At 41.5% G+C, this 23,288-nt stretch carries 25 protein-coding genes; 21 read left to right on the forward strand and 4 right to left on the reverse strand.

Going from position 1 to position 23,288, the window contains the following annotated elements:
- Positions 1-39 precede the first annotated feature (39 nt).
- Positions 40-951 (reverse strand): serine/threonine protein kinase, encoded by a 912-nt coding sequence (locus tag CYCME_RS03025; RefSeq protein ID WP_020932120.1) that lies wholly within the window; start codon positions 949-951, stop codon positions 40-42.
- A 65-nt stretch (positions 952-1,016) separates the two neighbouring features.
- On the opposite strand from CYCME_RS03025, the gene CYCME_RS03030 reads away from it, so the two are divergent.
- The 8 genes from CYCME_RS03030 (at position 1,017) to ubiA (ending at position 9,095) form a co-directional block, all read left to right on the forward strand.
- Positions 1,017-1,883, forward strand: a complete 867-nt coding sequence (locus CYCME_RS03030) for a YicC/YloC family endoribonuclease (protein ID WP_015006637.1) — start codon at positions 1,017-1,019, stop codon at positions 1,881-1,883.
- 9 nt (positions 1,884-1,892) lie between these two features.
- Positions 1,893-2,510, forward strand: coding sequence for a guanylate kinase (gene gmk / locus CYCME_RS03035; RefSeq protein ID WP_015006636.1), 618 nt, complete (start codon positions 1,893-1,895; stop codon positions 2,508-2,510).
- Between the two features lie 63 nt (positions 2,511-2,573).
- Positions 2,574-2,846 carry a DNA-directed RNA polymerase subunit omega gene (rpoZ, locus tag CYCME_RS03040; RefSeq protein WP_015006635.1) on the forward strand — a complete coding sequence of 91 codons (273 nt, stop codon included), beginning with the start codon at positions 2,574-2,576 and terminating at the stop codon, positions 2,844-2,846.
- A 119-nt stretch (positions 2,847-2,965) separates the two neighbouring features.
- Complete coding sequence (locus CYCME_RS03045) at positions 2,966-5,128, forward strand: RelA/SpoT family protein (protein ID WP_015006634.1); 2,163 nt, start codon at positions 2,966-2,968, stop codon at positions 5,126-5,128.
- Between the two features lie 10 nt (positions 5,129-5,138).
- The gene (locus tag CYCME_RS03050; protein WP_015006633.1) at positions 5,139-5,528 is read left to right on the forward strand and encodes a RidA family protein; all 390 of its coding nucleotides are present in this window, start codon (positions 5,139-5,141) and stop codon (positions 5,526-5,528) included.
- A gap of 25 nt (positions 5,529-5,553) precedes the next feature.
- Complete coding sequence (recG, locus tag CYCME_RS03055) at positions 5,554-7,638, forward strand: ATP-dependent DNA helicase RecG (protein ID WP_020932121.1); 2,085 nt, start codon at positions 5,554-5,556, stop codon at positions 7,636-7,638.
- A gap of 15 nt (positions 7,639-7,653) precedes the next feature.
- Complete coding sequence (locus CYCME_RS03060) at positions 7,654-8,208, forward strand: chorismate--pyruvate lyase family protein (protein WP_223253220.1); 555 nt, start codon at positions 7,654-7,656, stop codon at positions 8,206-8,208.
- The gene (gene ubiA, locus CYCME_RS03065; protein WP_041932878.1) at positions 8,208-9,095 is read left to right on the forward strand and encodes a 4-hydroxybenzoate octaprenyltransferase; all 888 of its coding nucleotides are present in this window, start codon (positions 8,208-8,210) and stop codon (positions 9,093-9,095) included. The genes CYCME_RS03060 and ubiA overlap by 1 nt, the downstream gene beginning before the upstream one ends.
- Here ubiA and CYCME_RS03070 read toward each other — a convergent pair.
- Positions 9,092-9,805 carry a ComF family protein gene (locus CYCME_RS03070; protein WP_041932879.1) on the reverse strand — a complete coding sequence of 238 codons (714 nt, stop codon included), beginning with the start codon at positions 9,803-9,805 and terminating at the stop codon, positions 9,092-9,094. The two genes, ubiA and CYCME_RS03070, sit on opposite strands and share 4 nt — an antisense overlap.
- A 56-nt stretch (positions 9,806-9,861) precedes the next feature.
- Between CYCME_RS03070 and bioB the strand changes: the two genes are divergently transcribed.
- The 8 genes from bioB (at position 9,862) to CYCME_RS03110 (ending at position 18,194) form a co-directional block, all read left to right on the forward strand.
- Positions 9,862-10,857, forward strand: coding sequence for a biotin synthase BioB (gene bioB, locus CYCME_RS03075; RefSeq protein WP_015006628.1), 996 nt, complete (start codon positions 9,862-9,864; stop codon positions 10,855-10,857).
- Between the two features lie 8 nt (positions 10,858-10,865).
- Positions 10,866-12,023 carry an 8-amino-7-oxononanoate synthase gene (bioF, locus tag CYCME_RS03080; protein ID WP_020932125.1) on the forward strand — a complete coding sequence of 386 codons (1,158 nt, stop codon included), beginning with the start codon at positions 10,866-10,868 and terminating at the stop codon, positions 12,021-12,023.
- Positions 12,024-12,085: 62 nt separating this feature from the next.
- Positions 12,086-12,802 (forward strand): alpha/beta fold hydrolase, encoded by a 717-nt coding sequence (locus CYCME_RS03085; protein ID WP_041932999.1) that lies wholly within the window; start codon positions 12,086-12,088, stop codon positions 12,800-12,802.
- Positions 12,799-13,614, forward strand: coding sequence for a malonyl-ACP O-methyltransferase BioC (bioC, locus tag CYCME_RS03090; RefSeq protein ID WP_020932127.1), 816 nt, complete (start codon positions 12,799-12,801; stop codon positions 13,612-13,614). The genes CYCME_RS03085 and bioC overlap by 4 nt, the downstream gene beginning before the upstream one ends.
- A 6-nt stretch (positions 13,615-13,620) precedes the next feature.
- Positions 13,621-14,319 carry a dethiobiotin synthase gene (gene bioD / locus CYCME_RS03095; RefSeq protein ID WP_020932128.1) on the forward strand — a complete coding sequence of 233 codons (699 nt, stop codon included), beginning with the start codon at positions 13,621-13,623 and terminating at the stop codon, positions 14,317-14,319.
- Between the two features lie 405 nt (positions 14,320-14,724).
- Positions 14,725-15,576: a cytochrome c oxidase subunit II gene (gene coxB / locus CYCME_RS03100; RefSeq protein ID WP_015006623.1), complete on the forward strand. Its 852-nt coding sequence runs from the start codon at positions 14,725-14,727 to the stop codon at positions 15,574-15,576.
- A 12-nt stretch (positions 15,577-15,588) separates the two neighbouring features.
- Positions 15,589-17,169, forward strand: coding sequence for a cytochrome c oxidase subunit I (ctaD, locus tag CYCME_RS03105; RefSeq protein ID WP_020162567.1), 1,581 nt, complete (start codon positions 15,589-15,591; stop codon positions 17,167-17,169).
- A 161-nt stretch (positions 17,170-17,330) separates the two neighbouring features.
- Positions 17,331-18,194 carry a cytochrome c oxidase subunit 3 gene (locus CYCME_RS03110; RefSeq protein WP_015006621.1) on the forward strand — a complete coding sequence of 288 codons (864 nt, stop codon included), beginning with the start codon at positions 17,331-17,333 and terminating at the stop codon, positions 18,192-18,194.
- Positions 18,195-18,245: 51 nt separating this feature from the next.
- On the opposite strand, the gene CYCME_RS13295 is transcribed toward CYCME_RS03110, so the two are convergent.
- The gene (locus tag CYCME_RS13295) at positions 18,246-18,494 is read right to left on the reverse strand and encodes a DUF2909 domain-containing protein (RefSeq protein ID WP_020932129.1); all 249 of its coding nucleotides are present in this window, start codon (positions 18,492-18,494) and stop codon (positions 18,246-18,248) included.
- Positions 18,495-18,618: 124 nt separating this feature from the next.
- Here CYCME_RS13295 and CYCME_RS03120 point away from each other — a divergent pair, with 124 nt between their 5' ends.
- The 5 genes from CYCME_RS03120 to CYCME_RS03140 all read left to right on the forward strand — a co-directional run bounded on the left by CYCME_RS03120 (position 18,619) and on the right by CYCME_RS03140 (position 22,362).
- Complete coding sequence (locus CYCME_RS03120; RefSeq protein ID WP_236886361.1) at positions 18,619-19,284, forward strand: SURF1 family protein; 666 nt, start codon at positions 18,619-18,621, stop codon at positions 19,282-19,284.
- On the forward strand, positions 19,277-19,855 hold the full coding sequence (locus tag CYCME_RS03125) for a hypothetical protein (RefSeq protein WP_015006618.1): 579 nt from the start codon (positions 19,277-19,279) through the stop codon (positions 19,853-19,855). The genes CYCME_RS03120 and CYCME_RS03125 overlap by 8 nt, the downstream gene beginning before the upstream one ends.
- Positions 19,856-19,859: 4 nt before the next feature.
- The gene (locus tag CYCME_RS03130) at positions 19,860-20,834 is read left to right on the forward strand and encodes a COX15/CtaA family protein (RefSeq protein WP_020162563.1); all 975 of its coding nucleotides are present in this window, start codon (positions 19,860-19,862) and stop codon (positions 20,832-20,834) included.
- Positions 20,835-20,848: 14 nt separating this feature from the next.
- Entirely contained in the window at positions 20,849-21,739 is an 891-nt protein-coding gene (gene cyoE / locus CYCME_RS03135) for a heme o synthase (RefSeq protein WP_020932131.1), read from the forward strand.
- Between the two features lie 98 nt (positions 21,740-21,837).
- Positions 21,838-22,362: a retropepsin-like aspartic protease family protein gene (locus tag CYCME_RS03140; RefSeq protein WP_041230537.1), complete on the forward strand. Its 525-nt coding sequence runs from the start codon at positions 21,838-21,840 to the stop codon at positions 22,360-22,362.
- Between the two features lie 22 nt (positions 22,363-22,384).
- Here the strand turns inward: CYCME_RS03140 and rpoH are convergent, their stop codons facing one another.
- Entirely contained in the window at positions 22,385-23,254 is an 870-nt protein-coding gene (gene rpoH, locus CYCME_RS03145; protein ID WP_015006614.1) for an RNA polymerase sigma factor RpoH, read from the reverse strand.
- Positions 23,255-23,288 lie beyond the last annotated feature (34 nt).

Genomic DNA, 23,288 nt, shown 5'->3' on the forward strand with positions numbered 1-23,288 from the left:
GCGCATTATAGGCCAGAAAAATCACTTTATCTGACTGAATTAAGAATTCTGGCGGTAGTTTATGATATTCAATAAGTCGTCGATGGACTGGGGCCTTTTAGAGGGTGACATTTGCATGGCCCAGTCGATAGCGTAAAGAATATTTTCATTAATTTGCTTCTTATAAAGACGGTGGGCCGATTGCCTTTTTTCAATAGCGACAACGTCTGATGAGCTTATAGGGGCGGTTCTATCTAAACAAGTGCGCATGCTAGCGCCTATTGCATAGCAATCACTCCAAGGGCCTAGTGTTTTGCTTTGCTCGTGTTGTTCTGGTGCAGCGTAACCCTTTGTCATGCTATGTGAATTTAGCTGTTGTTGGTTTTTGTAAGACAGTGCTGAACCAAAATCGAGGATGAGAGGGTTGCATGAGGGTCTTAATAGAATGTTATCGGGTTTAATATCGAGATGAAGTAACCCTCTGTTATGCATGTTTTTAATACATCGCATTACGGGTAGAAAAACGTCCAGTAAAAACTCAGTGGTCGCGATATTTGTTGAATCTTTTAACCAATTTCCAAGGGTTATACCGTAGTCATAATTCATCACTAAGTAAGCGGTATTATTGCAGAGGAAAAAATTAAGCACGCTAACAATGTTTGGGTGTTTGAGGGTTGTTAATAAGGTGGCTTCTTTCATAAATAACTGGCGGCCACGTTGGAATAAGTTTAGTGCCGCCGAGTCAATAGGCATGACAGCGTTGCCATCGCGTCTAGTTAGGTGTTTAGGCTTGTATTCTTTGATAGCAACTTGTTGCTGATCTTTTAGTTGGCGAGCTAAATAGACGGTGCTGAAACCGCCTTGTGCAATGACGCGTTCGATAATATATTCATCAACAACAGTGCCAGAGGGTAAGGTCTCGGTATGATTTGTTGTTGCGTGTGCAGGAAGTGAGAAGGTGTTTTTTGTCATCAGGGTATTAATCTTTTTAAAAACAGCCTAATATTTATTGTTTAACGTTAAGTATAGGCGACAAAATGATAAGAAGTATGACTGCTTTTGCAAGTAGTGAGTGTGAAGTTGAAGGATACACGTTGATTTGGGAGATTCGGTCAGTTAATCATCGTTATTTAGATGTTTCACCTCGGTTGCCTGAAATATTTCGTACGATTGAACCATTAGTTCGTGAGGCAGTTGGCAAGCGGCTAAAGCGTGGCAAAGTTGATTGTAACTTGGTTTACAGAAAACAAAAGCAAGGCGAAGAAAGCATTGAAATAAATCAAGCACGCTTGAAGCAGTTGCTAACAGCAACCTCGAAGATCGAAACGAATATGGAACAGTTTCAGAAGCTGTCTGCGTTAGATATTTTACGTTGGCCGGGTGTGCAAGCAGAGGTAAGGGAGGACTTAGAGCCAGTGCATGATGGTGCGATGTTATTATTAAATCAGGCGTTAGAGCAATTGATTGACTCGCGTGAACGAGAAGGCGCCAATATATTGGAAATGGTTGATTCGCGTTGTGAGCTGATTCAAGAACAAATGGACATAGCTAAAACACGGCTACCAGAAGTGCAGGGCTTACTGCGTGAAAAGCTAGAAAAGAAAATTAAAGACTTGATGGATGAGCCTGAGCAAGCAAGGCTTGAGCAAGAACTCGTTTATTTTTTACAAAAAATGGATGTTGAAGAAGAGCTAGATAGGCTTGAGTCACATGTTAAGGAAGTACGTAGGATTTTGCACCAAGAAGAACCGGTTGGACGACGGTTAGATTTTTTGATGCAAGAACTTAATCGAGAAGCGAATACCTTGGGATCAAAGTCGGCAGATATCCAAACAACGAATGTTTCTGTTGAGTTAAAAGTTCTGATAGAACAAATGCGAGAACAAATTCAAAACATAGAATAAAGGACAAAAGTGACGAGAACAGGGCAATTATTTATCGTATCTGCACCCTCGGGGGCTGGTAAAACAAGTTTAGTGAAGGCGTTATTAGAGACACTCTCAGATATTGAGGTGTCTGTTTCAAGTACAACGAGAGCACCACGGTCAGGTGAGGTGAGTGGTATTGATTATCACTTTATCAGCGAGGAAGGCTTTCAACAGGTTGTTGCGCAAGATGGCTTTTTAGAATACGCGACCGTTTTTGGCAATTCGTATGGAACGTCCAAGCGCTTGGTTGATGAAAAGTTAGCACAAGGGGTGGATATTATTCTAGAGATTGACTGGCAAGGGGCGCAACAAGTTCGCCGTGTGATGAAGGATAGCTGTTCAATATTTATTTTGCCACCGTCCAAGCAGGTTCTCGAGGAAAGGTTGCGAGGACGTGGGTTAGATAGCGACGAGGTTATCAATAAGCGAATGCGTACAGCAGTGGATGAAATGGTGCATCATGAAGAATATGATTTCTTGGTGGTCAATGATGATTTTGAAGTGGCTTTGGACGAGCTAGCCATGATTGTAAAGACTCAACGATTAGCCATGAAAAGGGGAAAACTCACCCACTCGGCTTTGATTAATCAGTTGCTTAATTAATTATTTAAAAATATAGTATAATGTTCGACTATTCAAATTATTTCATATTTAAAAGGGGTTCAAATGGCACGTGTAACAGTTTCTGACTGTCTTGAAAAATTAGACAACCGTTTTGAGTTGGTTTTATTAGCTTCAAGACGTGCGCGCCAGATAATGGATGGTGCTGATTCAAGCCTTGAGCTTGAAAATGATAAACCAACTGTTCTTGCTCTGAGAGAAATCGCAGCCGGTCATATCACCGAAGAAGCGTTGGACTTGGTTGATAATCCACCGATTGAAGAGCTGTTTATTGAAGACGCTGATTCAACTGAGCAAGTGACTGTTGAAGAAAACTAAGGTTGGCCAACTAAAAAATTAGAAACGCTGCCTATTCGCCAATAGAGTTTTGGTGATAGACTCAAATGCTCATGATGCTCTCATGGGCATTTTTTATGTGAAAAAGAAAATAATTGTAGATGGATGTAGAAAAAGAAAACGTTGAATTGCCGCAAACGGCCTTGTTAGCAGAGCTAATGTCAGTGTTGTCTGAGTACTTATCGCAGGAGCAATTGGATCAGGTTCATCAGGCGTACCAAGTGGCCAGTGAAGCACATGCTGGACAATACCGATTGAGTGGTGAAGATTATATTTGTCACCCAGTGTCTGTCGCACTCATTTTAAGTCATATGAAAATGGATGTTGACTGCATTATGGCTGCCATAATGCATGATCTTCTTGAAGATACAGACACGACCTATGAGGAATTGGCGTCGTTATTTAATGATGATGTTGCTGGCCTTGTTGATGCAGTGAGTAAACTCACAAAAATTAACTTTAAAACTCGTGAAGAAGCGCAGGCTGAAAATATGCGCAAAATGTTTTTGGCAATGGCAAAAGATTTGCGAGTGATTATTATTAAATTAGCTGACCGTTTGCATAATATGCGAACAATTAAGGTGATGAAACCCGCTAGCAGACGGAGGATTGCCAAAGAAACATTAGATATTTATGCGCCTATTGCACATCGGCTAGGGATGCATGAGTTTCGGCTTGAATTAGAAGACCTTAGTTTTGAAGCAATGTTCCCTCGTCGCAGAGCGATTATCAATAAAAGTATTAAAAAAGCTCGAGGCAACCGAAAAGAGGTCGTCGATAAAGTAGAGAAATTACTGGTAGAAAAGTTTTTAGACACCGACTTTCCGGGCGTTATTTACGGGCGTGAAAAGAACTTATACAGCGTTTATCGAAAAATGAAACGGCAAAACATACCCTTTAACGAAGTGTTTGATGTGTATGCCTTTAGGGTGATTGTCGAGACAATTGAGCAATGCTATCAAGCCTTAGGCTTGCTGCATAATTTATTCAAACCGGTACCGGGTCGGTTTAAAGATTACATCGCTTTGCCAAAAACGAATGGTTATCAGTCATTACATACCGTATTAGTTGGTCCCTTTGGAGTGCCAATAGAGCTTCAAATTAGAACCTTAGAAATGGATCGTTTGGCTGAGTCAGGGATTGCCGCACATTGGCTTTATAAAACAACAGATGTTGCGCATGATGCAAAAGTGAGAGCGCATGAATGGTTAAGGAACCTGTTAGAAACGCAAAAGGGTTCTGATGACTCGTTTGAGTTTATTGATACGTTAAAGGTGGATCTGTTTCCGACAGAAATTTTTGTGTTCTCGCCGAAAGGCAAAATTGTTAAATTGCCTAAAGGCTCTACGGCGGTTGATTTTGCCTTTGCGGTTCATACCGATATTGGTATGGCGTGTGCTGGCGTGAAGATAAATAGAATAATGGAGCCGTTGCACACAGTGCTTAGAAATGGCCAAACTATTGAAATTATGACCAGTGATTTCGCAGTCTGTAACCCCAATTGGTTAAATTTTGTTGTAACCAACAAAGCAAGGCACGCTATTCGAAATCACCTTAAAGAATTTAAAGAGCGTGATGCTATTCGTCTTGGTGGTCAACTGTTGAATGCAGAGTTTAAAAGTGTCGGCTTAAATTTTGATGATGTTGACCCTGAACAATTACAAAAGTTTTTAAGCGAACAGCAAATTGGTTCGCTTGATGCCTTATTGATGGATTTGGGCTTTGGTAATCGAATGCCTTTGTTGGTTGCGCAACATTTAATTGCAGCAGCTGGGGATGAAGACTCCTTCATCGACATTGCCAAGGGTAAGCAAGCAACAGCCACGCTTAATATCCACGGTGCAGATGGGATGCTGATTAATTTGGGTACCTGCTGTAGGCCAATTCCAGGCGATAAAATTATTGGTTTCTTTAACCCTGGGCGTGGTGTGGTGGTACATCGGGTGCATTGTAAAAACACACGGGAATATAAACGCAAACACAAAAATTGGTTAAGTGTTCAGTGGGCCAATATTGTGGAAGGCGAGTTTAGTTCCGATATAGGCTTAGAGTTAAAGAACGAGCGGGGTGTTTTAGCAGAGATTGCGTCAATATTATCATCGTATGATTGTAATATTGAAAACATCAAAATAGCCTCACGTTCTGCAGATGCTTCTAGTGATGTTTTTACCATAACGGTACGGGACAGGAAGCATTTAGCAAGGGTGATGCGTCGTTTACATGCACTTGCATCGGTTATAAAAATAGCACGAATTAGGAACTAAGGAGGGCGCTTTGCAAAAAACAGTCATTCATACAGATTTAGCACCAGATGCTATCGGCACTTATTCGCAGGCGATTAAGGTGGACCAAACGGTTTATTTATCCGGTCAAATTCCACTATTGCCAGAAACTATGGTGCTGGTTAGCGGCGGCATTGAAGAGCAAATTGAACAAGTATTAAAAAACTTAACCGCTGTGGCACAAGCGGCAGGCGGTGGTTTGGCAGATATTGTAAAACTAAATATTTATCTAACTGATATGGCGGACTTTCCGGTGGTCAATGAAAAAATGGCGGCCCACTTTTCGCAGCCCTACCCAGCACGAGCGGCAATAGGCGTGGCTGAATTACCAAAAAATAGTCGTGTTGAAATGGACGCTGTCATGGTATTGGTTGACGATTAATACTATTGCATAGAAGGCTGTCATAGTGGTGGATAGTTATTTGGATGATTTGCCCATAACTTACCTTAAAGGTGTTGGCGAAAAAGTAGCCGAAAAATTAAGTCGGCTAGGGATCGTGAGTGTTGCAGATATCTTGTTTCATTTGCCATTTCGTTATGAAGACAGAAGCAAGGTGGTTGCGATAGGCTCGTTGAAAACAGGGGAGTCGTCTTTATTTGAAGGTCAAGTTGAGTTAGCAGAGGTGGTTTTTAGGGGGCGACGCTCTTTGCTCGTTCGCTTGAGTGATGGGACGGGCTTTGTCACATTACGTTTTTTTCACTTTTCAAACAGTCAAAAACAAGCTATGCAGCGTGGTCAGTGGCTACGTTGTTTTGGTGATATTAAATCTTATAGTAAACAAGGGATTGCTGATGTGGTCCACCCTGAATATCAGCTGATTAATGAAGCGCAACGCGGTGTAATTCAAGAAGGTTTGCTTGCGGTTTACCCAGTAACAGATGGCTTACATCAAGCATCATTTAGGAAACTGATAAGGCAGGCTTTTTTGCTCCTTCAACAAGGGATGGGCATTCGTGATTGTTTGCCGCAGTCCATGTTGAGTCAACGCGGTCTGCCTACGTTAGTAGACAGTTTGCAGCAATTACACTACCCAGACACAATGCCAAGCTTGGATGCCAGTCAGCGACCGGCATTTAAACGCTTAATATTTGAAGAATTACTGGCTCATCACCTTAGTTTAAGTCGGTTAAAAAAAGGCGTTCGTTGTGATGTTGCGCCGAGTTTTAAATCGACTGGGGAAAGTCGACAGCGTTTTTTAACATCATTGGGTTTTGAGCTGACTAATGCACAAAACCGAGTGATTCAAGAAATATTGTCAGATCTGGCACGTTCACACCCGATGCAACGTTTATTACAAGGGGATGTTGGTTCAGGGAAAACAGTGGTTGCAGCGTGTGCTGCCTTAGCAGCTACAGAGGCGGGGTATCAGGTAGCAATGATGGCACCAACAGAACTATTAGCAGAGCAACATTTCAAAAACTTCCAATTGTGGCTAAAAGATCTAGGTGTTCAAGTGGATTGGCTTGTTGGGCAACATAAGGGTAAAACATACGAGTCAATTACTGCCGATATTGCCGAAGGTCGGTCTAACATCGTAATTGGCACACAAGCCTTGTTTCAAAAAAAAGTAATCTTTGCAAACCTAGGTCTAGTCATTATTGATGAACAGCATCGGTTTGGTGTGCATCAACGATTAGCGTTACGCGATAAAGGAGCGAAGACAGGGGTTTATCCGCATCAGTTGGTGATGACAGCAACCCCCATTCCAAGAACCCTAGCAATGTTAGGGTATGCAGATTTAGATTTGTCGATTATTAACGAGCTACCACCCGGGCGAACACCAGTGACCACGGCGGTGCTTCCGGTCTCTAAAAGAGAACAAATTATTGAGCGAATTGAAAAAGGGGTTGAGGATGGCCGGCAAGTGTATTGGGTTTGTACGCTGGTTGAAGAGTCGGAGGCTTTACAGTGTCAGGCAGCTGAAGTAGCGGCTGATTTGCTGCGAGAGTGTTTACCAAGGTTGAAAATTGGCTTGGTACATGGTCGGATGACAGCACAAGAAAAGCAGACTGTGATGATGCAATTTAAGCAGCAAGCATTACAGGTTCTGGTGGCGACAACGGTTATTGAAGTAGGTGTTGATGTACCTAACGCAAGTCTAATGGTCATTGAAAATGCCGAACGTTTGGGCTTGGCGCAACTACATCAACTGCGAGGTAGGGTCGGCAGGGGGCAACGAGAAAGTCATTGTGTGCTGATGTATAAGGCGCCGTTGTCAAAAAATGCCAGTGAGCGGTTATCAATTATGCGTGAAACAACGGATGGTTTTAAAATTGCCGAAAAAGACATGCAATTGCGTGGTCCAGGGGAAATATTAGGTCAGCGACAGGCTGGTTTTATGCGGTTTAAAGTGGCTGACTTAGTGCGAGATGCTGAGTTGTTAGATCAAGTGGCACTGTCTGCGGAGGAGGTTTTGCGAATACAGCCGGAGTTAGTTGAGCCATTAGTTCACCGTTGGATAGCGAATTCAGTAGAATATGCACAAGTTTAATTGAGTCAGGCTGTGTTGAAGAACATTAATAACTTTTTCCTACAAGAACCCGTATGGCGTGCGTTAAGCCGATGGCCAATACACTCGATGCCGCAACAGGTGGTAGACTGGTTATTAGAGCCTAATTCACTTACTGTGCGAATGAAAAATACATTTGATGAGCCTTTTAGTGTCAATGTGTTAGGGCAAGGACTGGCAAAACCTTTATTGGCGGATGCCCGCTATTTAAATCAGCGCCCGTATCGGTATGCGCTTATTCGTGAGGTGCAGCTGAATATTAATAATCAACCGTTTGTATTTGCACGGACCACTTTGCCAAGAAAAGCTGCCCATCACTTGCAAGAATTAACACACCTAGGGGACAAACCGCTGGGCGAAGTCATTTTTAGTGACCCAAGGTTAAAAAGAGTAGGGCTTGATCTGGCTAAAATTGGCTGCCATCAGTTAAACCTAGAAACTCAAAAAATGCTTGAAGGTCAGCCGCATATCTGGGCACGTCGTAATGCTTATCAGCTTAATAAACACGTGTTTTTGGTTAGCGAGTTTTTTTTACCAGCTTTGTTTAATTAATGATGAAATTAGAATTAAAAAAAGAAAACATTGAGGCGTATTGGCGTTTAACACGCATGCATAAGCCAATTGGTAGCCTATTATTACTTTGGCCGATGTATTGGGCGCTTTGGATCGCCAGTAATGGCAAGCCGGATATTCTGGTTTTGATCGTGTTTACGTTGGGCGTGGTGTTGATGCGTTCGGCTGGCTGTGTGATTAACGATTATGCAGATAGAAAACTTGACCCGCATGTGTTGCGAACAAAAGATCGACCGCTAGCCTTAGGGCAAGTAGAGCCCACTGAAGCATTGCAATTATTTTTTGTTTTGGTTTTTGCGTCGTCGCTGTTGGTGTTACTGATGAACACGCTGACAATTTATTTATCATTGGGTGCTGTTTTTTTAGCCTCGTTGTATCCCTTTATGAAACGCCATACTCATTTGCCGCAAATATTCTTAGGCATGGCATTTGGCTGGGCCGTTCCTATGATTTTTGCTGCTCAAACAAATACTGTGCCTGCGATGGCTTGGCTGATCTTTACCGCTACAGTGATATGGGCAGTGATCTACGATACGATGTACGCAATGGTTGACCGTGATGATGATTTAAAAATTGGGGTTAAATCTACGGCCATTTTGTTCGGTGATTTGGATAAAGTATTGATTGGTTTTTTCCAGTTATTATTTTTTATAGCGTTGATTATGATTGGGCAAAAAGCAGATTTGGGCAGCCTTTATTTTACAGCCGTCTTCATTGCGTTTTTACTGTCTATTTACCATCAGTATTTGATCAAAGATCGAGATCGCTCAAAGTGTATGGCGGCGTTTTTAAATAATAACTGGCTCGGTTTAATCGTTTTTGTAGGTATAGCTGCGGACTATGCAGTAAAAGGTATTGTTGCTTAAGCCCGAGCAAAAGCCCAAATTTCAACCTGTTGCACTCCTTTTTTCTTCAGCGTTTTGGCAATTTCGTTTGCTGTCGATCCAGTCGTGACCACGTCATCAATAACAGCGATGGATCTAAGTTCTATTGATGGCTCATAGCAAAAAGCATTTTTTAAGTTTTTTCGACGTTCGCTGGCTTTAAGGCTGGTTTGGCTCGTGCTATTAATGATTCGAGTCAGGTCGGGCGAAACCAGAGGAATGTTAAGCTCTTTATGTATATGTTGAGCGATAAGTTCTGCTTGGTTAAACCCTCGTTCTTTTAGGCGTTTTGGGTGTAGTGGAACAGCTATTAGGGCGTCAGGTAGCTTTTCGAGAGTTTTGAAATGCTGCCCCATTAAGTGCCCGATGGTTCTTGCGCAACTGTATTTTGCTTGAAATTTTAACGACTTAATTAAAAATTGTGCAATACCTTCGTATCGGTATAACGAAAATACATGGTCAAAACAGGGTGGCCTTTGTAGGCAGCGGCCACAAATGGATGATACAGCGCTGAGCTCTATATTGCAGACTGGGCATGCGTGTGTTGATGGCTTTAGTTCTTGTAGGCATTCAGTGCATAGGTCTAATGCATTATGCCCTGGCTGATCACAAATAAAACAAGTGGGCGGGTAAAGGTTAAATTGGATAATATTTGACCAGTTGTCCATTTTTGTATAAATTAATTTTGACAACTTTTTAACCTAATGTACCATTGTCAATTTATATCCAGTTGAAAAGGTATTTTTGAATGAGCATAGCATCAGAAGCGATTGGCGAGCAAAAAAAAGCTGCCGTTAATATAGTTAGGAACACGTGGCCGTTAAAGAAAATTCAAGCACTGTTTGATTTGCCATTCAACGATTTGCTTTTTAAAGCACACACTATCCACCGTGAGAATTTTGACCCAAATGCGGTTCAAATTAGCACCTTATTGAGTATTAAAACGGGCGCATGCCCTGAAGACTGCTCCTATTGCCCACAAAGTGTTCGTTACGATACGGGGCTGGAAAAAGAAGCATTAATGGAAATTAGAGCAGTTGTTGATGCGGCTAAAGAAGCTAAAGCGAATGGTGCAAGCCGATTTTGCATGGGGGCGGCATGGCGTAGCCCTAAAGATCGTGATTTAAATAAAGTCACCAAAATGGTTGAAGAGGTAAAAGCCTTGGGAATGGAAACCTGTGTTACCTTGGGAATGTTGGAAGATGGCCAAGCGCAACAGTTAAAAGACGCTGGGCTGGATTATTACAATCATAATATTGATACGTCAGAAGACTACTATAAAGAGGTGATTACGACGCGAACCTATCAAGATCGCTTAGATACGATTGATACGGTTCGAAATGCCGGCATTAACGTGTGTAGCGGCGGAATTGTCGGCATGGGTGAGGCCAGTGATGACCGAGCAAAGATGTTGCAAACATTAGCGAACATGGAGCATCCGCCAGAAAGCGTACCGATTAATAAATTAGTGCAAGTAAAAGGAACGCCATTAGACGGTGCCGAGGCGATAGACTCGCTTGAATTTATAAAAACGATCGCAGTGGCTCGAATTTTAATGCCAACTTCTCAAGTCAGGTTGTCTGCTGGTCGTTCTGATATGACCGATGAAATGCAGGCGATGTGTTTCTTTGCAGGCGCAAACTCCATTTTTTACGGTGATCAACTGTTAACCACAGAAAATCCAGAAGAAAGTGCAGACCATCAATTGTTTAAGCGATTAGGTATTTATCCTGCAACGGTGTAGTTTTTTGTATGGATCCTTGGGAGTTAGCAACAAAGCTCGATGAGTTAAAGCGTCAGCAGCGCTATCGCTTGCGCAAAACAATTGAAAGTCCTCAAGGTGCAAGTGTTCAAATGGCTGGGCAAATGTTCGATAACTTTTCGAGCAATGACTACCTGGGGTTAGCAAATCATCCGTCGGTTATTAAAGCATTTCAACAAGCTGCTGAACGTTACGGTGTTGGAAGTGGTTCTGCGCATTTGATTTGTGGCCATAGTGCCGAACATCATGCGCTTGAGGAAGAACTGGCAGAATTTACCGGGCGTGATCGTGCGTTGATTTTTTCAACTGGCTATATGGCAAATCTAGGCGCAATATCGGCAATGGCTCATAAAGGCGATGAAATTTTCCAAGATAAACTTAATCATGCATCGCTGATTGATGGCGGAAGACTTTCTGGTGCTCAGGTTAAACGGTTTGTTCATGGTGATATGGGGCAGTTAAAGCAATTGCTCGAAGGCTCATCAACTCGCAGAAAGTTGGTCGTTAGTGATGGCGTGTTTAGTATGGACGGTGATGAAGCCAACATGCAGGGCTTGGTTGGTCTAACGGAAACCTCAAATGCAATGTTGATGATTGATGATGCGCATGGGCTAGGGGTGTTGGGTGAAAAAGGTGGTGGATTGTTGGAAGCATGCGACTTAAATCAGCAACAAGTCCCCATTTTGATGGCGACGTTAGGCAAGGGCTTGGGAACATCAGGGGCTTTTGTTGCAGGTAGTGAAGAACTTATCGAAACGTTGATACAACAAGCGCGTACCTACGTTTTTACCACTGCAATGCCGTCAGCGGTAATGGCAGCCACCAGACAAAGTTTAAAAATTTGCCAACAAGAAACATGGCGCAGAGAAAAGTTACGGCATTTGGTCGCTAGGTTTAGGAAAGGTGCCGAGCAATTAGGGCTTAACTTAATGCCTTCGCAGACACCTATCCAACCGATTATTCTTGGTAGTAATGAGGCGGTCATGGCTGCGGGTGAGTATTTAAAAGAGAAAGGTATTTTAGTGGGCGCTATTCGTTATCCAGCGGTTAAAAAAGCGAGTGAGCGGCTAAGAATTACGTTATCGGCAACCCATACGGACTCACAAGTTGATAATTTACTGCTGGGTTTGGAGGAATTGTTCTGTTAACAGCATTAAATATACAAGAATCGGGTGAAGGGCCAAATCTTGTGTTAGTACATGGCTGGGCCATGAATAACTTGGTTTGGAATAATTGGTTAGCTCTTTTGGAACAGTCCTTTCGTGTTATTTGTGTTGAGTTGCCGGGGCACGGAAACAGCGAGTATAACGAGCCATGGCAGATGAGTGACTTGCTGGAGATGATGGCGGCACAATTACCTCAGCAGTGTAGTTTTTTGGGGTGGTCGTTAGGCGGGTTGGTTGCCTTGGCTTATGCAGATCACTTCCCGAAGCGTGTTAATCGGCTTGTCATGTTGGCGAGCACACCAAAATTCGTACAATCTGCCGACTGGCAGCCTGCCCAATCTAAAGCAGTATTTGATGTTTTTTCTAGTCACTTGAAAAGAAAGCCGCTGCCAACTATGAAACGCTTTGTTAAATTGCAAACAGATGGTGGTGAACCATCTCAAACAATCGAGAGGTTTCTAAAGTCGGTGTTACAGGTGCGCAGTGAAACATCAACAAAAGGATTGATTAGCGGTTTGGATATTTTATCTCAGGCTGACTATCGGCTTGCGTTAAAAAAACTAAACTGTCCGACTATGCTGTTGCTTGGGGAGAAGGATCAATTGGTGCCAGTTGAGGTAGCAGATGAGTTCGTACAAATTAATCCTCGTGTTGCTGTGTGTGTCATAGAGGGCGCCACACATGTTCCTTTTTTGTCACACCCGAATGAGGTATCACAAGAGTTAGTACGATTTATGTCTGCTGGAGATAGGGAGTTATGAGCGTTGGCGGGTTTCAAAAAGTTACTTATAGTAAAGAAATGGTGCGTCAATCATTCGACTCAGCGTCACAAAACTATAACGAACATACCTCTCTTCAACGGCTGATTGGTGATCGCTTACTTTTACACAAAAAAGCTCAAAATCATGCGAATCAAAGTGTTCTTGATATTGGCGCTGGAACGGGCTATTTAACCAAGAAATTATTTGAGTTAAATGAAGTGAAGGATGTGTATGCTTTAGATATTGCAATTGGTATGTTGAAGCATGCACGTCATTATTTAGGGACTTCGCAGGCGAAAGGCGTTATATGTGCCGATGCTGAAAAGTTACCACTGAATGATGGCGTTATGGATGTGATTTATTCTAATCTGGCATTTCAATGGTGTGAAAACTTGGAGAAAGTGTTTGCTCAAGCACATAGGGTGTTACAGCCGAAAGGTTTGTTTGTGTTCAGCACATTTGGGCCTGCAACATTGACTGAGTTAAAAAGCTCATGGCAGCAAAGTGATAAGGCGGTACACGTTAATTCGTTTGTGGGTGAAGAAGTGATTCGGCAAGCGCTTCAACGTGCTGGTTTTTACGACATAACGATACTGACGGATAATATTGTGAATTATTACTCATCACCAAAACAATTGATGGTAAGCCTGAAAGGGATGGGAGCACACAATATGAATCAAGGACGACGGCTTGGTTTAACAGGTGTTAAATCATTTAAGGCTATGCTCAAAGCGTATGAAAGTTTACGAACAGAGCAAGGGGTCCCTGCCACTTTTCAGGCAGTTTATGTTTATGCTAAAAAAGGTGAGTAAAGTTTAATGTTAAAGAGTTTTTTTATTACGGGTACCGATACGGATGTTGGAAAAACTTATGTCGCGGCTGCCTTAATAAGAGGTTTAGCAGAGCGTCAGTTGACGGTGTCTGGTTTTAAGCCGGTTGCTGCTGGTGCTACATGGCAGGATGGTCAATTTAAAAATGAAGACGCAATTGATTTATTGCGGGAATCTACGGCAGGGCTCGGCTATTCGGATGTAAACCCTTATTGTTTTGAACCAGCCATAGCACCGCACATTGCGGCGGAACAAGAAGACATGGTCATTAACTTGCCAGACATTGAGGCGGTTTACGCAAAACATAAGTTGGCAGCTGATATGGTGATAGTGGAGGGAGCCGGAGGTTGGATGGTTCCGCTAAATGATCAGCTTGGTTTTGATGATTTGGCGTTAGCGCTTAATGCTCCGGTTATTCTAGTCGTTGGTTTAAAGCTTGGGTGTATTAATCATGCGTTATTGACCGAGGCTGCAATTTTGAACAAGGGGTGTCGGATTGCAGGTTGGATCGGTAATGACCTAAACGGTCAGTTTATGGAGATAAATGAAAATATACGGACATTAAAGCAGCGAATGAAATCTAAATTTATAGGCAATATTGAATATCAACCAGATAAAGAAAAAAAGAGTGCTGTGGATCAAAGAAAGATAAAGGGTCTACTTGATTATTTGATTGAATTTCGTTAAATTGCGAGGCCATACTGTCTTATGCTTGGATAGATGAAAATTAATGGGTAAAGTCGGTAGAAGTCATTGATAGAATGCCTGACACTAACACTCAGATTTTCATGGGTATTCTGAAAATACTATATATTTTTAATTGATTTTACTTTGTATATCTTAAGTGAGTGAAGGAGAACGAACTCACTCGGATAAAAGTAAAATCGTTAGTTGTTAAATAAATATTACTGGAGACGTCACTATATAACTGACGCCCAGAGACCTTGTCTTACAAGGTAGTAACATTAAATTGAGGTCGGATGCTTTTGTAACTAAAAGTAAACGAAAAGTTGGTGATGCGACATTTGAAAATGCTAATCGTGTCAATATCAAATTAGTTTTGAAAGATAAAAAATAAGGGAGGCAGTTTCTGTGATTAAACTAAAGCAACTTTTTGCTGGTGGCACTGTATTGACGTTGATGTCAGGCATCGCCCAGGCGGACTATGGGTTGAATTTACCGGTGGGTGTAACTGAGACGAGCAAGCAAGTTCATGATTTGCATATGTTGATCCTATGGGTCTGTGTAGCGATTGGCGTGGTTGTTTTTGGTGCGATGATTTATTCGATGATTTATCACCGTAAATCACGCGGTGCAGTGGCATCACAGTTTCATGAAAGCATGGCGGCAGAATTGGTGTGGACAATTATTCCATTCATCATTCTGATTGTTATGGCTATTCCAGCGACGAAAGTGTTGATTGAAATGCATGACACGTCTGAAGCTGATATGAAAATCAAAGTAACCGGCTACCAGTGGAAATGGCGTTATGAGTATGTCGGTGAAGGCGTAGACTTCTTTAGCACATTAGATGTTGCCAGTAACGAAGCACGTCAAGTTGGTTCAGAAATTGATCCAGCCACTGTTGAGAATTACTTGTTAAATGTCGACAACCCATTGGTGCTGCCTGTGGGCAAAAAAGTAAGTTTCTTATTAACAGCAAGTGATGTTATCCACTCTTGGTGGGTACCAGATTTTGGCTGGAAGAAAGATGCGATCCCTGGTTATATTAATGAAGCTTGGGTTGTAGTGGATAAACCAGGTATTTACCGAGGTCAATGTGCTGAGTTATGTGGTCGTGACCATGGTTTTATGCCTATCGTTGTTGAAGTCAAATCTGAAGAAGATTATGCAGCGTGGTTAGCCGAACAGAAATCAGGGGTTAAGGGAGCGAAAATAGCAGCACTTGACGCGCTTAATCCAAGAGACTTAAAAGATAATTAGGAGATTCAGATAATGGCGACTGTTATAGATTCACATGATGATCACCACGATCATGGTCCAGCAAAAGGCTTTATGCGTTGGGTAACAACAACAAACCATAAAGACATTGGCACACTGTATTTAGTATTTGCACTAGTGATGTTTATGGTTGGTGGTGCAATGGCAATGGTTATACGCTTGGAATTATTTCAACCAGGTTTACAATTTATTGATCCAGGCTTCTTTAATCAAATGACAACTGTTCATGCTTTAGTCATGATTTTTGGTGCTGTTATGCCGGCTTTTGTGGGTTTAGCCAATTGGATGTTGCCCATTATGATTGGCGGCCCTGATATGGCATTACCTAGGATGAATAACTGGAGTTTTTGGATACTACCTTTTGCATTTACAATGCTATTGGCAACATTCTTTATGGATGGTGGTGCGCCAGCAGGTGGCTGGACTATGTACCCACCGTTAGTACTACAAGGTGGTAACGGCTTTCCATTTATGATTTTTGCGATTCATATGATGGGTATTTCATCTGTGATGGGCGCTATAAACGTTATTGTTACCATCCTTAATATGCGTGCTCCTGGCATGACATTGATGAAAATGCCTTTATTTGTATGGACTTGGTTCATTACAGCCTATTTATTAATTGCCGTAATGCCTGTGTTAGCAGGGGCAATCACAATGCTTTTGACAGATCGCTTTTACGATACAACGTTCTTTAGTGCAACGGGTGGTGGTGATCCTGTGTTGTTCCAGCATATTTTCTGGTTCTTTGGTCATCCAGAAGTGTATATTTTGATTTTGCCAGCTTTTGGTATCATTTCTGCGATTATTCCAACGTTTGCTCGTAAGCCTCTATTTGGTTACAGCTCAATGGTATACGCGACCTCGTCGATCGCATTCCTTTCATTTATTGTTTGGGCGCATCACATGTTCACAGTGGGCTTGCCGCTGCAAGGTGAATTGTTTTTCATGTACGCAACGATGTTGATTGCGGTACCAACAGGGGTGAAAGTGTTTAACTGGATTTCCACTATGTGGAAAGGCTCGATGACATTTGAAACACCCATGTTATTTGCGATTGGTTTTGTCATTATGTTTACGATTGGTGGGTTCTCAGGCTTAATGTTGGCGATTGCCCCTGCAGATTTTCAATACCATGACACCTATTTTGTTGTCGCTCATTTCCATTACGTATTGGTGACCGGTGCGGTGTATTCAATCATGGCATCTGTTTATTATTGGATTCCAAAGTGGACAGGCAATATGTATAGCGAAAAAATGGGCCAATGGCACTTTTGGCTATCTACGATATCTGTGAATGTATTGTTCTTCCCTCAACACTTTTTAGGGCTTGCTGGAATGCCTCGTCGTATTCCTGATTACTCAGTTCAGTTTGCAGAATTTAATATGTGGTCGAGTATTGGTGGTTTTGCCTTTGGCCTGTCGCAAGTATTTTTCTGCTTCATTGTTTATAAAACAATCAAAGGCGGGGAAAAAGCAACGGATCAAGTTTGGGAAGGAGCTGAAGGTCTTGAATGGACATTGCCTTCTCCAGCGCCGTATCATAGTTTTTCAACGGCACCTGAAATTAAATAAAGGTATGAGCGTCTAGCTTAAGGGCTAGACGCATTATTAATATGAAAGAACAACGCAAAAAAAAATTAATCACAGTGGCTATTTTGGTCGCTATGGCATTAAGCTTTTATTTAGGTTCTTTTATGTTCCTTACAGAATAAATAATTAGAATAGGTAAATTTATGTCTTCTGAAAACGCGTATTACGTACCTCACGATGCGAAATGGCCGATTATTGGCTCCATTGGTTTGATGTTATTTTTTGGTGGTTTTGCTGCCGAGCTAAATAATGCTCCTTCTGCATCTATTATCATGACGGTAGGTTTTTTAGTCTTGGTTTATATGATGTTTGGGTGGTTCGGCGAAGTTATTAATGAAAGTGAATCGGGTGCTTATAAAAGCAATGAAGATGCTTCTTTTCGTGGCGGCATGGTTTGGTTTATCTTTTCTGAAGTAATGTTTTTTGCCGCATTCTTTGGTGCTTTGTATTATATTCGAACATTTTCAGTGCCTTGGATAGGCGGCGAAGGCTCAGGAGCGAGTACCAATGAATATATTTGGGATGGCTTTGAGGCGATGTGGCCAACAAATGGACCAGCAAATGTAGGTGGTGAATATGAGAAAATGGGCCCATGGGGTTTGCCAGCGATCAACACACTTATTCTGTTAACAAGTGGTGTGACGGTGACTTGGGCACATTGGGGTTTAATTGCTAATAAACGTAAACAACTTATTATCGGATTGGCGTTAACGGTTATTTTGGGCTTCGTATTCGTTGCTTTACAGGCCCTTGAATACAGTCACGGTTATAATGACTTGAACTTAACCATGGCTTCGGGCGTTTATGGGTCTACTTTTTATATGTTGACTGGTTTCCATGGGTTTCATGTATCAATGGGTGCTATTATCCTCGCAGTTATCCTTTTTCGTAGCATGAAGGGACACTTCACGCCAGAAAATCACTTTGCTTTTGAAGCAGCGGCTTGGTATTGGCACTTTGTTGACGTGGTTTGGTTGGGATTATTTGTCTTTGTCTATTGGCTATAGAGACTGAGGTTTATTTAAAAAAGGCGCTACAAGATAGCGCCTTTTTTATTGTCATTGATTTAATGGTTGTTGATTACTTTGCTGGGTGGGTATGGCAGCATGAGGCTTAATAAAGCCAAGATAAGAAAATAATAATAATGAAATGAATAGCGTTAATGATAGGCCAATTCGTATTGCGAGTGACTTCACCACTTCTTTAGGGGAAGATTTTCTACGAGACAAATGGTAGAAAGCTTTAAAGAGGCTGTAAATAATGACGCATAATGTAAAAACAATTAGGTATTTAATGAAGGGGTTCATTGCATATTTCTCAAATTATAATGTTCCTATTGTCATTTAAACTTAGTGTAAAGACTAACAATATTTTATTATGCAATTCAAAGCGAATATATATTTAACAATACTTGCCATATTGGTTTTGTTATTGCTTCTAAGTTTGGGTAATTGGCAGCTTAATAGAGCTCAAGAAAAGCAAGATATATTAGATTTGCAGTCCATCAGAATGAACATGGAGTCTGTTGAGTTGTCAACGTTGCAGTTGAGAGCTAATAAAGGCTTACGTTACTGGCCAGTTAAGGCAACTGGTTTGTTAGACACAGATCAACAAATTTTAATAGATAATCAAGTGAAAGATGGTCGACAGGGCTACTTTGTATTAACACCTTTAAAATTAAATGCTTCAGAAGCAATTTTATTGAATCGAGGGTGGGTGCCTGCTGGACCGACTAGAGATATTTTACCAAATGTCAGTTTACCGGCTAATGGGGTTACAATTAGTGGGAAACTAGATCATTTCCCCAGTGTTGGTATAAAGCTAGATGGAGCAGATACACTGTCTAATGGTTGGCCTTCGGTAACGCAATTAATTGATGTCGATAAGGTGTCGGAACGCTTAGGTTATACTGTTTTGCCATATCAACTGTTATTAAACCAACAAGAACCTAATGGCTATGATCGTCGTTGGGTTCCAATGAAGATGGGCCCACAAAAACACCATGGCTACGCATTTCAATGGTTTGCTTTAGCGACGGCTTGGGTCATTATTTATTTTGTATTAACCATAAAACTAGGTAGAAAAAAGAATGGATAACGTCATTAAAAATAGACTTAAACTTATATTTATTGCAAGTATGTTTGCTGTGCCAGTTTTAACGGCCTGGCTATTGTTCAATAATCCACAATGGCTTGACGGTGGCAGTACTAAAAACTATGGTGAATTAATTGTACCAGCAATACCTTCTGAATTAAGTGACTACTTTGTTGGTTCAGAAGATGAGATCAAGGACTTGAAGGGGCGATGGGTTCTTGTGCATATTGATACGGATGGGGAGTGTTCTGAATTGTGTGAACAGTCTGTTCATATTGTTCAACAACTGCACGTATTGTTAAACAAAGATGCGAAGCGATTAAAAAGAGTATATTTAGACAAATCCGAACATCAAGATAATGTGTTTCTTTCACAGGCTCCTGAGTTGTTTGTTTTACGTTGGAGTGATCAGCATCTTGCAAAGTTACAAGCTAATGTTAAAAACATCAACGATGGTGATATGTTGCTGTTGGATCCTCTTGGGAACATCATGATGAAATATTCGCAAGACGCAGACCCATATGGTATTCAAAAAGACCTTAAACTTTTATTTAAGGCCTCCCAAATAGGTTAAAAACATGTTCAGAAACTTAACTATTTTTGCAATACTCTTGGCCTTGTTTGTCGTTGTATTGGGCGCATATGTTCGCTTATCAGATGCAGGGCTAGGTTGCCCAGACTGGCCTGGTTGCTACGGAAGCCTCATTGTCGACGAATCGCATGAAGGTGTTGCGCATGCCGCTGAACATTACCCTGAGCGCCCTCTAGAGGTATCTAAAGCGTGGAAGGAAATGATACACCGTTATTTTGCTAGTGGCCTAGGTCTTGTAATACTAATATTAACGATTATGGCTTGGAGGCAACCAGAGCTTGGTCAGCGAGGCTTAACGACGTTATTATTATTGTTAGTTATGTTTCAAGGGGCGCTTGGAATGTGGACAGTAACTTTGTTGGTTAAACCGGCGATTGTTATGAGTCATTTGCTCGGTGGGTTAGCAACACTTAGTTTGTTATTGTTGCTGTTGCTGCGTATTCAGACAAAACGGTTAGCACAGACAGACAAAAAAAACACTGTCAGGGGTGTTACATCAGTTGCTCTGTTAGTATTAGTCGTGCAAATTGCCTTAGGCGGCTGGACAAGTACAAACTACGCAGCGTTGGCTTGCCCAGACTTTCCGACTTGTTTTGGTACTAGCTGGAACCCAGCTGTGGATTATAAAGAAGGGTTTGTGTTATGGCGTGGCTTAGGTGTGGACTATGAGTTTGGTGTGTTAAGTAATGAAGCGCGTGCAGCTATACACTGGGTGCATCGTATAGGCGCCTTAATAACAACTATATTATTTAGTTTCTTGATATATTTACTGATCCGTTTAAGTGCCGTCAAAGAAGCAATAATGCTTGGTGCTCTATTATTTATGCAAGTAATGCTGGGCATATTAAATGTGTTGCTAAATTTGCCTCTACACGTTGCTGTCGCGCATAATGCAGTAGCAGCATTACTTTTATTAAGTGTAGTGTATGTAAGATTTAGGCTTGGTAAGCCAGTACTATAATTTAGGGTTATATTTTGAGTGAACAGATGATTAATGATTCAACTAACACTATTAGTTGGAAAAGCTATTACGAATTATGTAAGCCTAAGGTAGTCCTGCTGATTATTTTTACAGCAGTGGTTGGAATGTTTTTAGCAGTGCCGGGCATGGTGCCTTGGCAACCATTGGTATTCGGCACGATTGGAATTGGTTTGGCAGCATCTTCAGCAGCAGCGATTAACCATTACCTAGATCAAAAATTTGATGCCAAAATGGCTCGTACAAAAGGGCGACCATTACCACATGGGGATTTGAACGGTACACAGGTGCTTGGATTTGCCTTTACGATTGGTGCTATTGCAATGCTAGTGCTAATCTTTCTGGTAAATGAGTTAACGGCCTTTTTAACCTTTCTTTCATTAATTGGTTATGCAGTTATTTATACCGTTTATTTGAAGCATGCTACACCGCAAAACATTGTTATTGGTGGTGCTGCGGGTGCAGCGCCTCCTGTATTGGGCTGGAGTGCGGTTACATCGACAATTGACCCACATGCTTTATTGTTATTCCTAATTATTTTTATTTGGACGCCGCCACATTTTTGGGCACTGGCTGTTGCGCGAAGAGAGGAATACGCTAAAGCAGATATTCCGATGTTACCGGTGACTCATGGCGCCGAATTTACTAGGTTACACATTGTTTTTTATACGGTTTTATTAATATTAGTGAGTTTATTGCCGTATTTGACAGGCATGAGTGGCATGCTCTATTTGGTTAGTGCTATCGGCTTAGGTTTCGGTTTTTTATATTATGCGGTGCTGCTTAAGAAAACAGCTGATGACATTATTGCAATGAAAGCATTTAAATACTCAATTCTATATTTAATGCTGTTATTCGCCGCCTTACTTATCGATCATTATCTTTGATTTAAATAGGCAAAATATTTAATACCGTTACACATACAGCGAGTTAAATAACTACCTGTCATAATGCGGTGAGCCGTAAGTGTGTGTAATATTTGCTAATGAAAAGTGTAGAACCGAATACTAAGCTTTCAAAAATAATGGTTTGGCTAACATGGTTGGGCCTTTTAGCCATGTTAGTGATAGGCTTCGATCGATACCTTGACTTGCAAGCGAACCCCAACGAGCGCCCTGATGTTATCTATGACTTGGATGGTGTGGCTGAGGTAACGTTACAACAAAATAAACAAGGTCATTATGTAGCGAATGGCAAATTGAATGGTCATTGGGTTATGTTTGTTTTGGATACTGGAGCCACCAATATCAGTATTCCCGCTAAAGTTGCTAAACAGATGGGATTGCCGGAAGGTTACCCGCAAAGAACGCGAACCGCCAATGGTGATATTGTGGTGTATCGGGTTACGCTTGAGTCGGTTAGCCTTGGGTCGATTGAACTAAAAAATGTTGCGGCACATATCAACCCACATATGGATGGTGAGGTTGTTTTATTAGGGATGAGTTTTTTAAAGCAGGTCGAGATGATACAAGTCGGGAAACAGCTGACTCTACGCCTAAAGCCAAGGTGAGATTCTTGGGCTTTAGGCGGTTTTAAGAGGCTCTATACTCAATTAATTCTTGCTTTACCTTATTCATCGCATTTTTTTCTAATTGACGAATACGTTCAGCAGAGACTTGATATTTATCTGCTAACTCATGCAAAGTTGATTTCTTTTCGCTTAACCAGCGCTCTGCTAAAATTGATCGACTTCTATCGTCAAGGTTGCTAAGGGCAGTATTTAAGCGAGAAGCATCGTGAGCCTCTTCGTTGTATGTTTCTAGTAAAGTAGCAGGGTCGTGTTCTTCTTTAGTCACAAATGTCGCAGGCGTATGAATCAATTCGTCTGATTCTGTGTTGTCATCTTGATGACCGTCAAAAGCCATATCAAAATTGCTCAAACGCTTTTCCATTTCGTAAACGGCAGATTTATCGACACCTAGGTCATTTGCAATAGCGTCGGCTTCATTTTCGTCTAGCCATGCTAGGTTCTTTTTGTGCTTTCTTAAGTTGAAGAACAGTTTGCGCTGAGCTTTTGTCGTCGCAATTTTAACAATACGCCAGTTTTTGATTACAAATTCATGAATTTCAGATTTAATCCAGTGTACGGCATACGAGACAAGACGAACCCCCATGTCAGGGTCAAAGCGTTTAACGGCTTTCATTAAGCCAATGCTACCTTCTTGAATGAGATCTGGCAGTGCAAGGCCATAGCCACTATAGCTTTTGGCAATATGGATAACATAACGCATATGAGATAAAACGAGCATGCGAGCAGCTTCTAAATCATTTTCATTTCGTAAACGATTTGCTAAATCTCTTTCTTGCTCTACCGTTAACGCAGGCGCAGAGGAAACAGAGGCTATATAAGCATCTAAAGATCCAGCTGATAATTGATTAGGTAATGCTAAAGCATGAGTCATACTATCCCTCCTTTTGTGTGCTTGAATAACTTAA

Origin of the sequence: Cycloclasticus zancles 78-ME, from assembly GCF_000442595.1 — a bacterium.
Lineage (GTDB): Bacteria > Pseudomonadota > Gammaproteobacteria > Methylococcales > Cycloclasticaceae > Cycloclasticus > Cycloclasticus pugetii.

Coding starts and splice junctions, on each gene's coding strand:
- CYCME_RS03025 (WP_020932120.1), bottom strand. CDS start 951: ATGACAAAAAACACCTTCTCACTTCCTGCACACGCAACAACAAATCAT.
- CYCME_RS03030 (WP_015006637.1), top strand. CDS start 1,017: ATGATAAGAAGTATGACTGCTTTTGCAAGTAGTGAGTGTGAAGTTGAA.
- rpoZ (WP_015006635.1), top strand. CDS start 2,574: ATGGCACGTGTAACAGTTTCTGACTGTCTTGAAAAATTAGACAACCGT.
- CYCME_RS03045 (WP_015006634.1), top strand. CDS start 2,966: ATGGATGTAGAAAAAGAAAACGTTGAATTGCCGCAAACGGCCTTGTTA.
- ubiA (WP_041932878.1), top strand. CDS start 8,208: ATGATGAAATTAGAATTAAAAAAAGAAAACATTGAGGCGTATTGGCGT.
- bioB (WP_015006628.1), top strand. CDS start 9,862: ATGAGCATAGCATCAGAAGCGATTGGCGAGCAAAAAAAAGCTGCCGTT.
- bioF (WP_020932125.1), top strand. CDS start 10,866: ATGGATCCTTGGGAGTTAGCAACAAAGCTCGATGAGTTAAAGCGTCAG.
- CYCME_RS03085 (WP_041932999.1), top strand. CDS start 12,086: ATGAATAACTTGGTTTGGAATAATTGGTTAGCTCTTTTGGAACAGTCC.
- bioC (WP_020932127.1), top strand. CDS start 12,799: ATGAGCGTTGGCGGGTTTCAAAAAGTTACTTATAGTAAAGAAATGGTG.
- bioD (WP_020932128.1), top strand. CDS start 13,621: ATGTTAAAGAGTTTTTTTATTACGGGTACCGATACGGATGTTGGAAAA.
- ctaD (WP_020162567.1), top strand. CDS start 15,589: ATGGCGACTGTTATAGATTCACATGATGATCACCACGATCATGGTCCA.
- CYCME_RS03110 (WP_015006621.1), top strand. CDS start 17,331: ATGTCTTCTGAAAACGCGTATTACGTACCTCACGATGCGAAATGGCCG.
- CYCME_RS13295 (WP_020932129.1), bottom strand. CDS start 18,494: ATGAACCCCTTCATTAAATACCTAATTGTTTTTACATTATGCGTCATT.
- CYCME_RS03125 (WP_015006618.1), top strand. CDS start 19,277: ATGGATAACGTCATTAAAAATAGACTTAAACTTATATTTATTGCAAGT.
- CYCME_RS03130 (WP_020162563.1), top strand. CDS start 19,860: ATGTTCAGAAACTTAACTATTTTTGCAATACTCTTGGCCTTGTTTGTC.
- CYCME_RS03140 (WP_041230537.1), top strand. CDS start 21,838: ATGAAAAGTGTAGAACCGAATACTAAGCTTTCAAAAATAATGGTTTGG.
- rpoH (WP_015006614.1), bottom strand. CDS start 23,254: ATGACTCATGCTTTAGCATTACCTAATCAATTATCAGCTGGATCTTTA.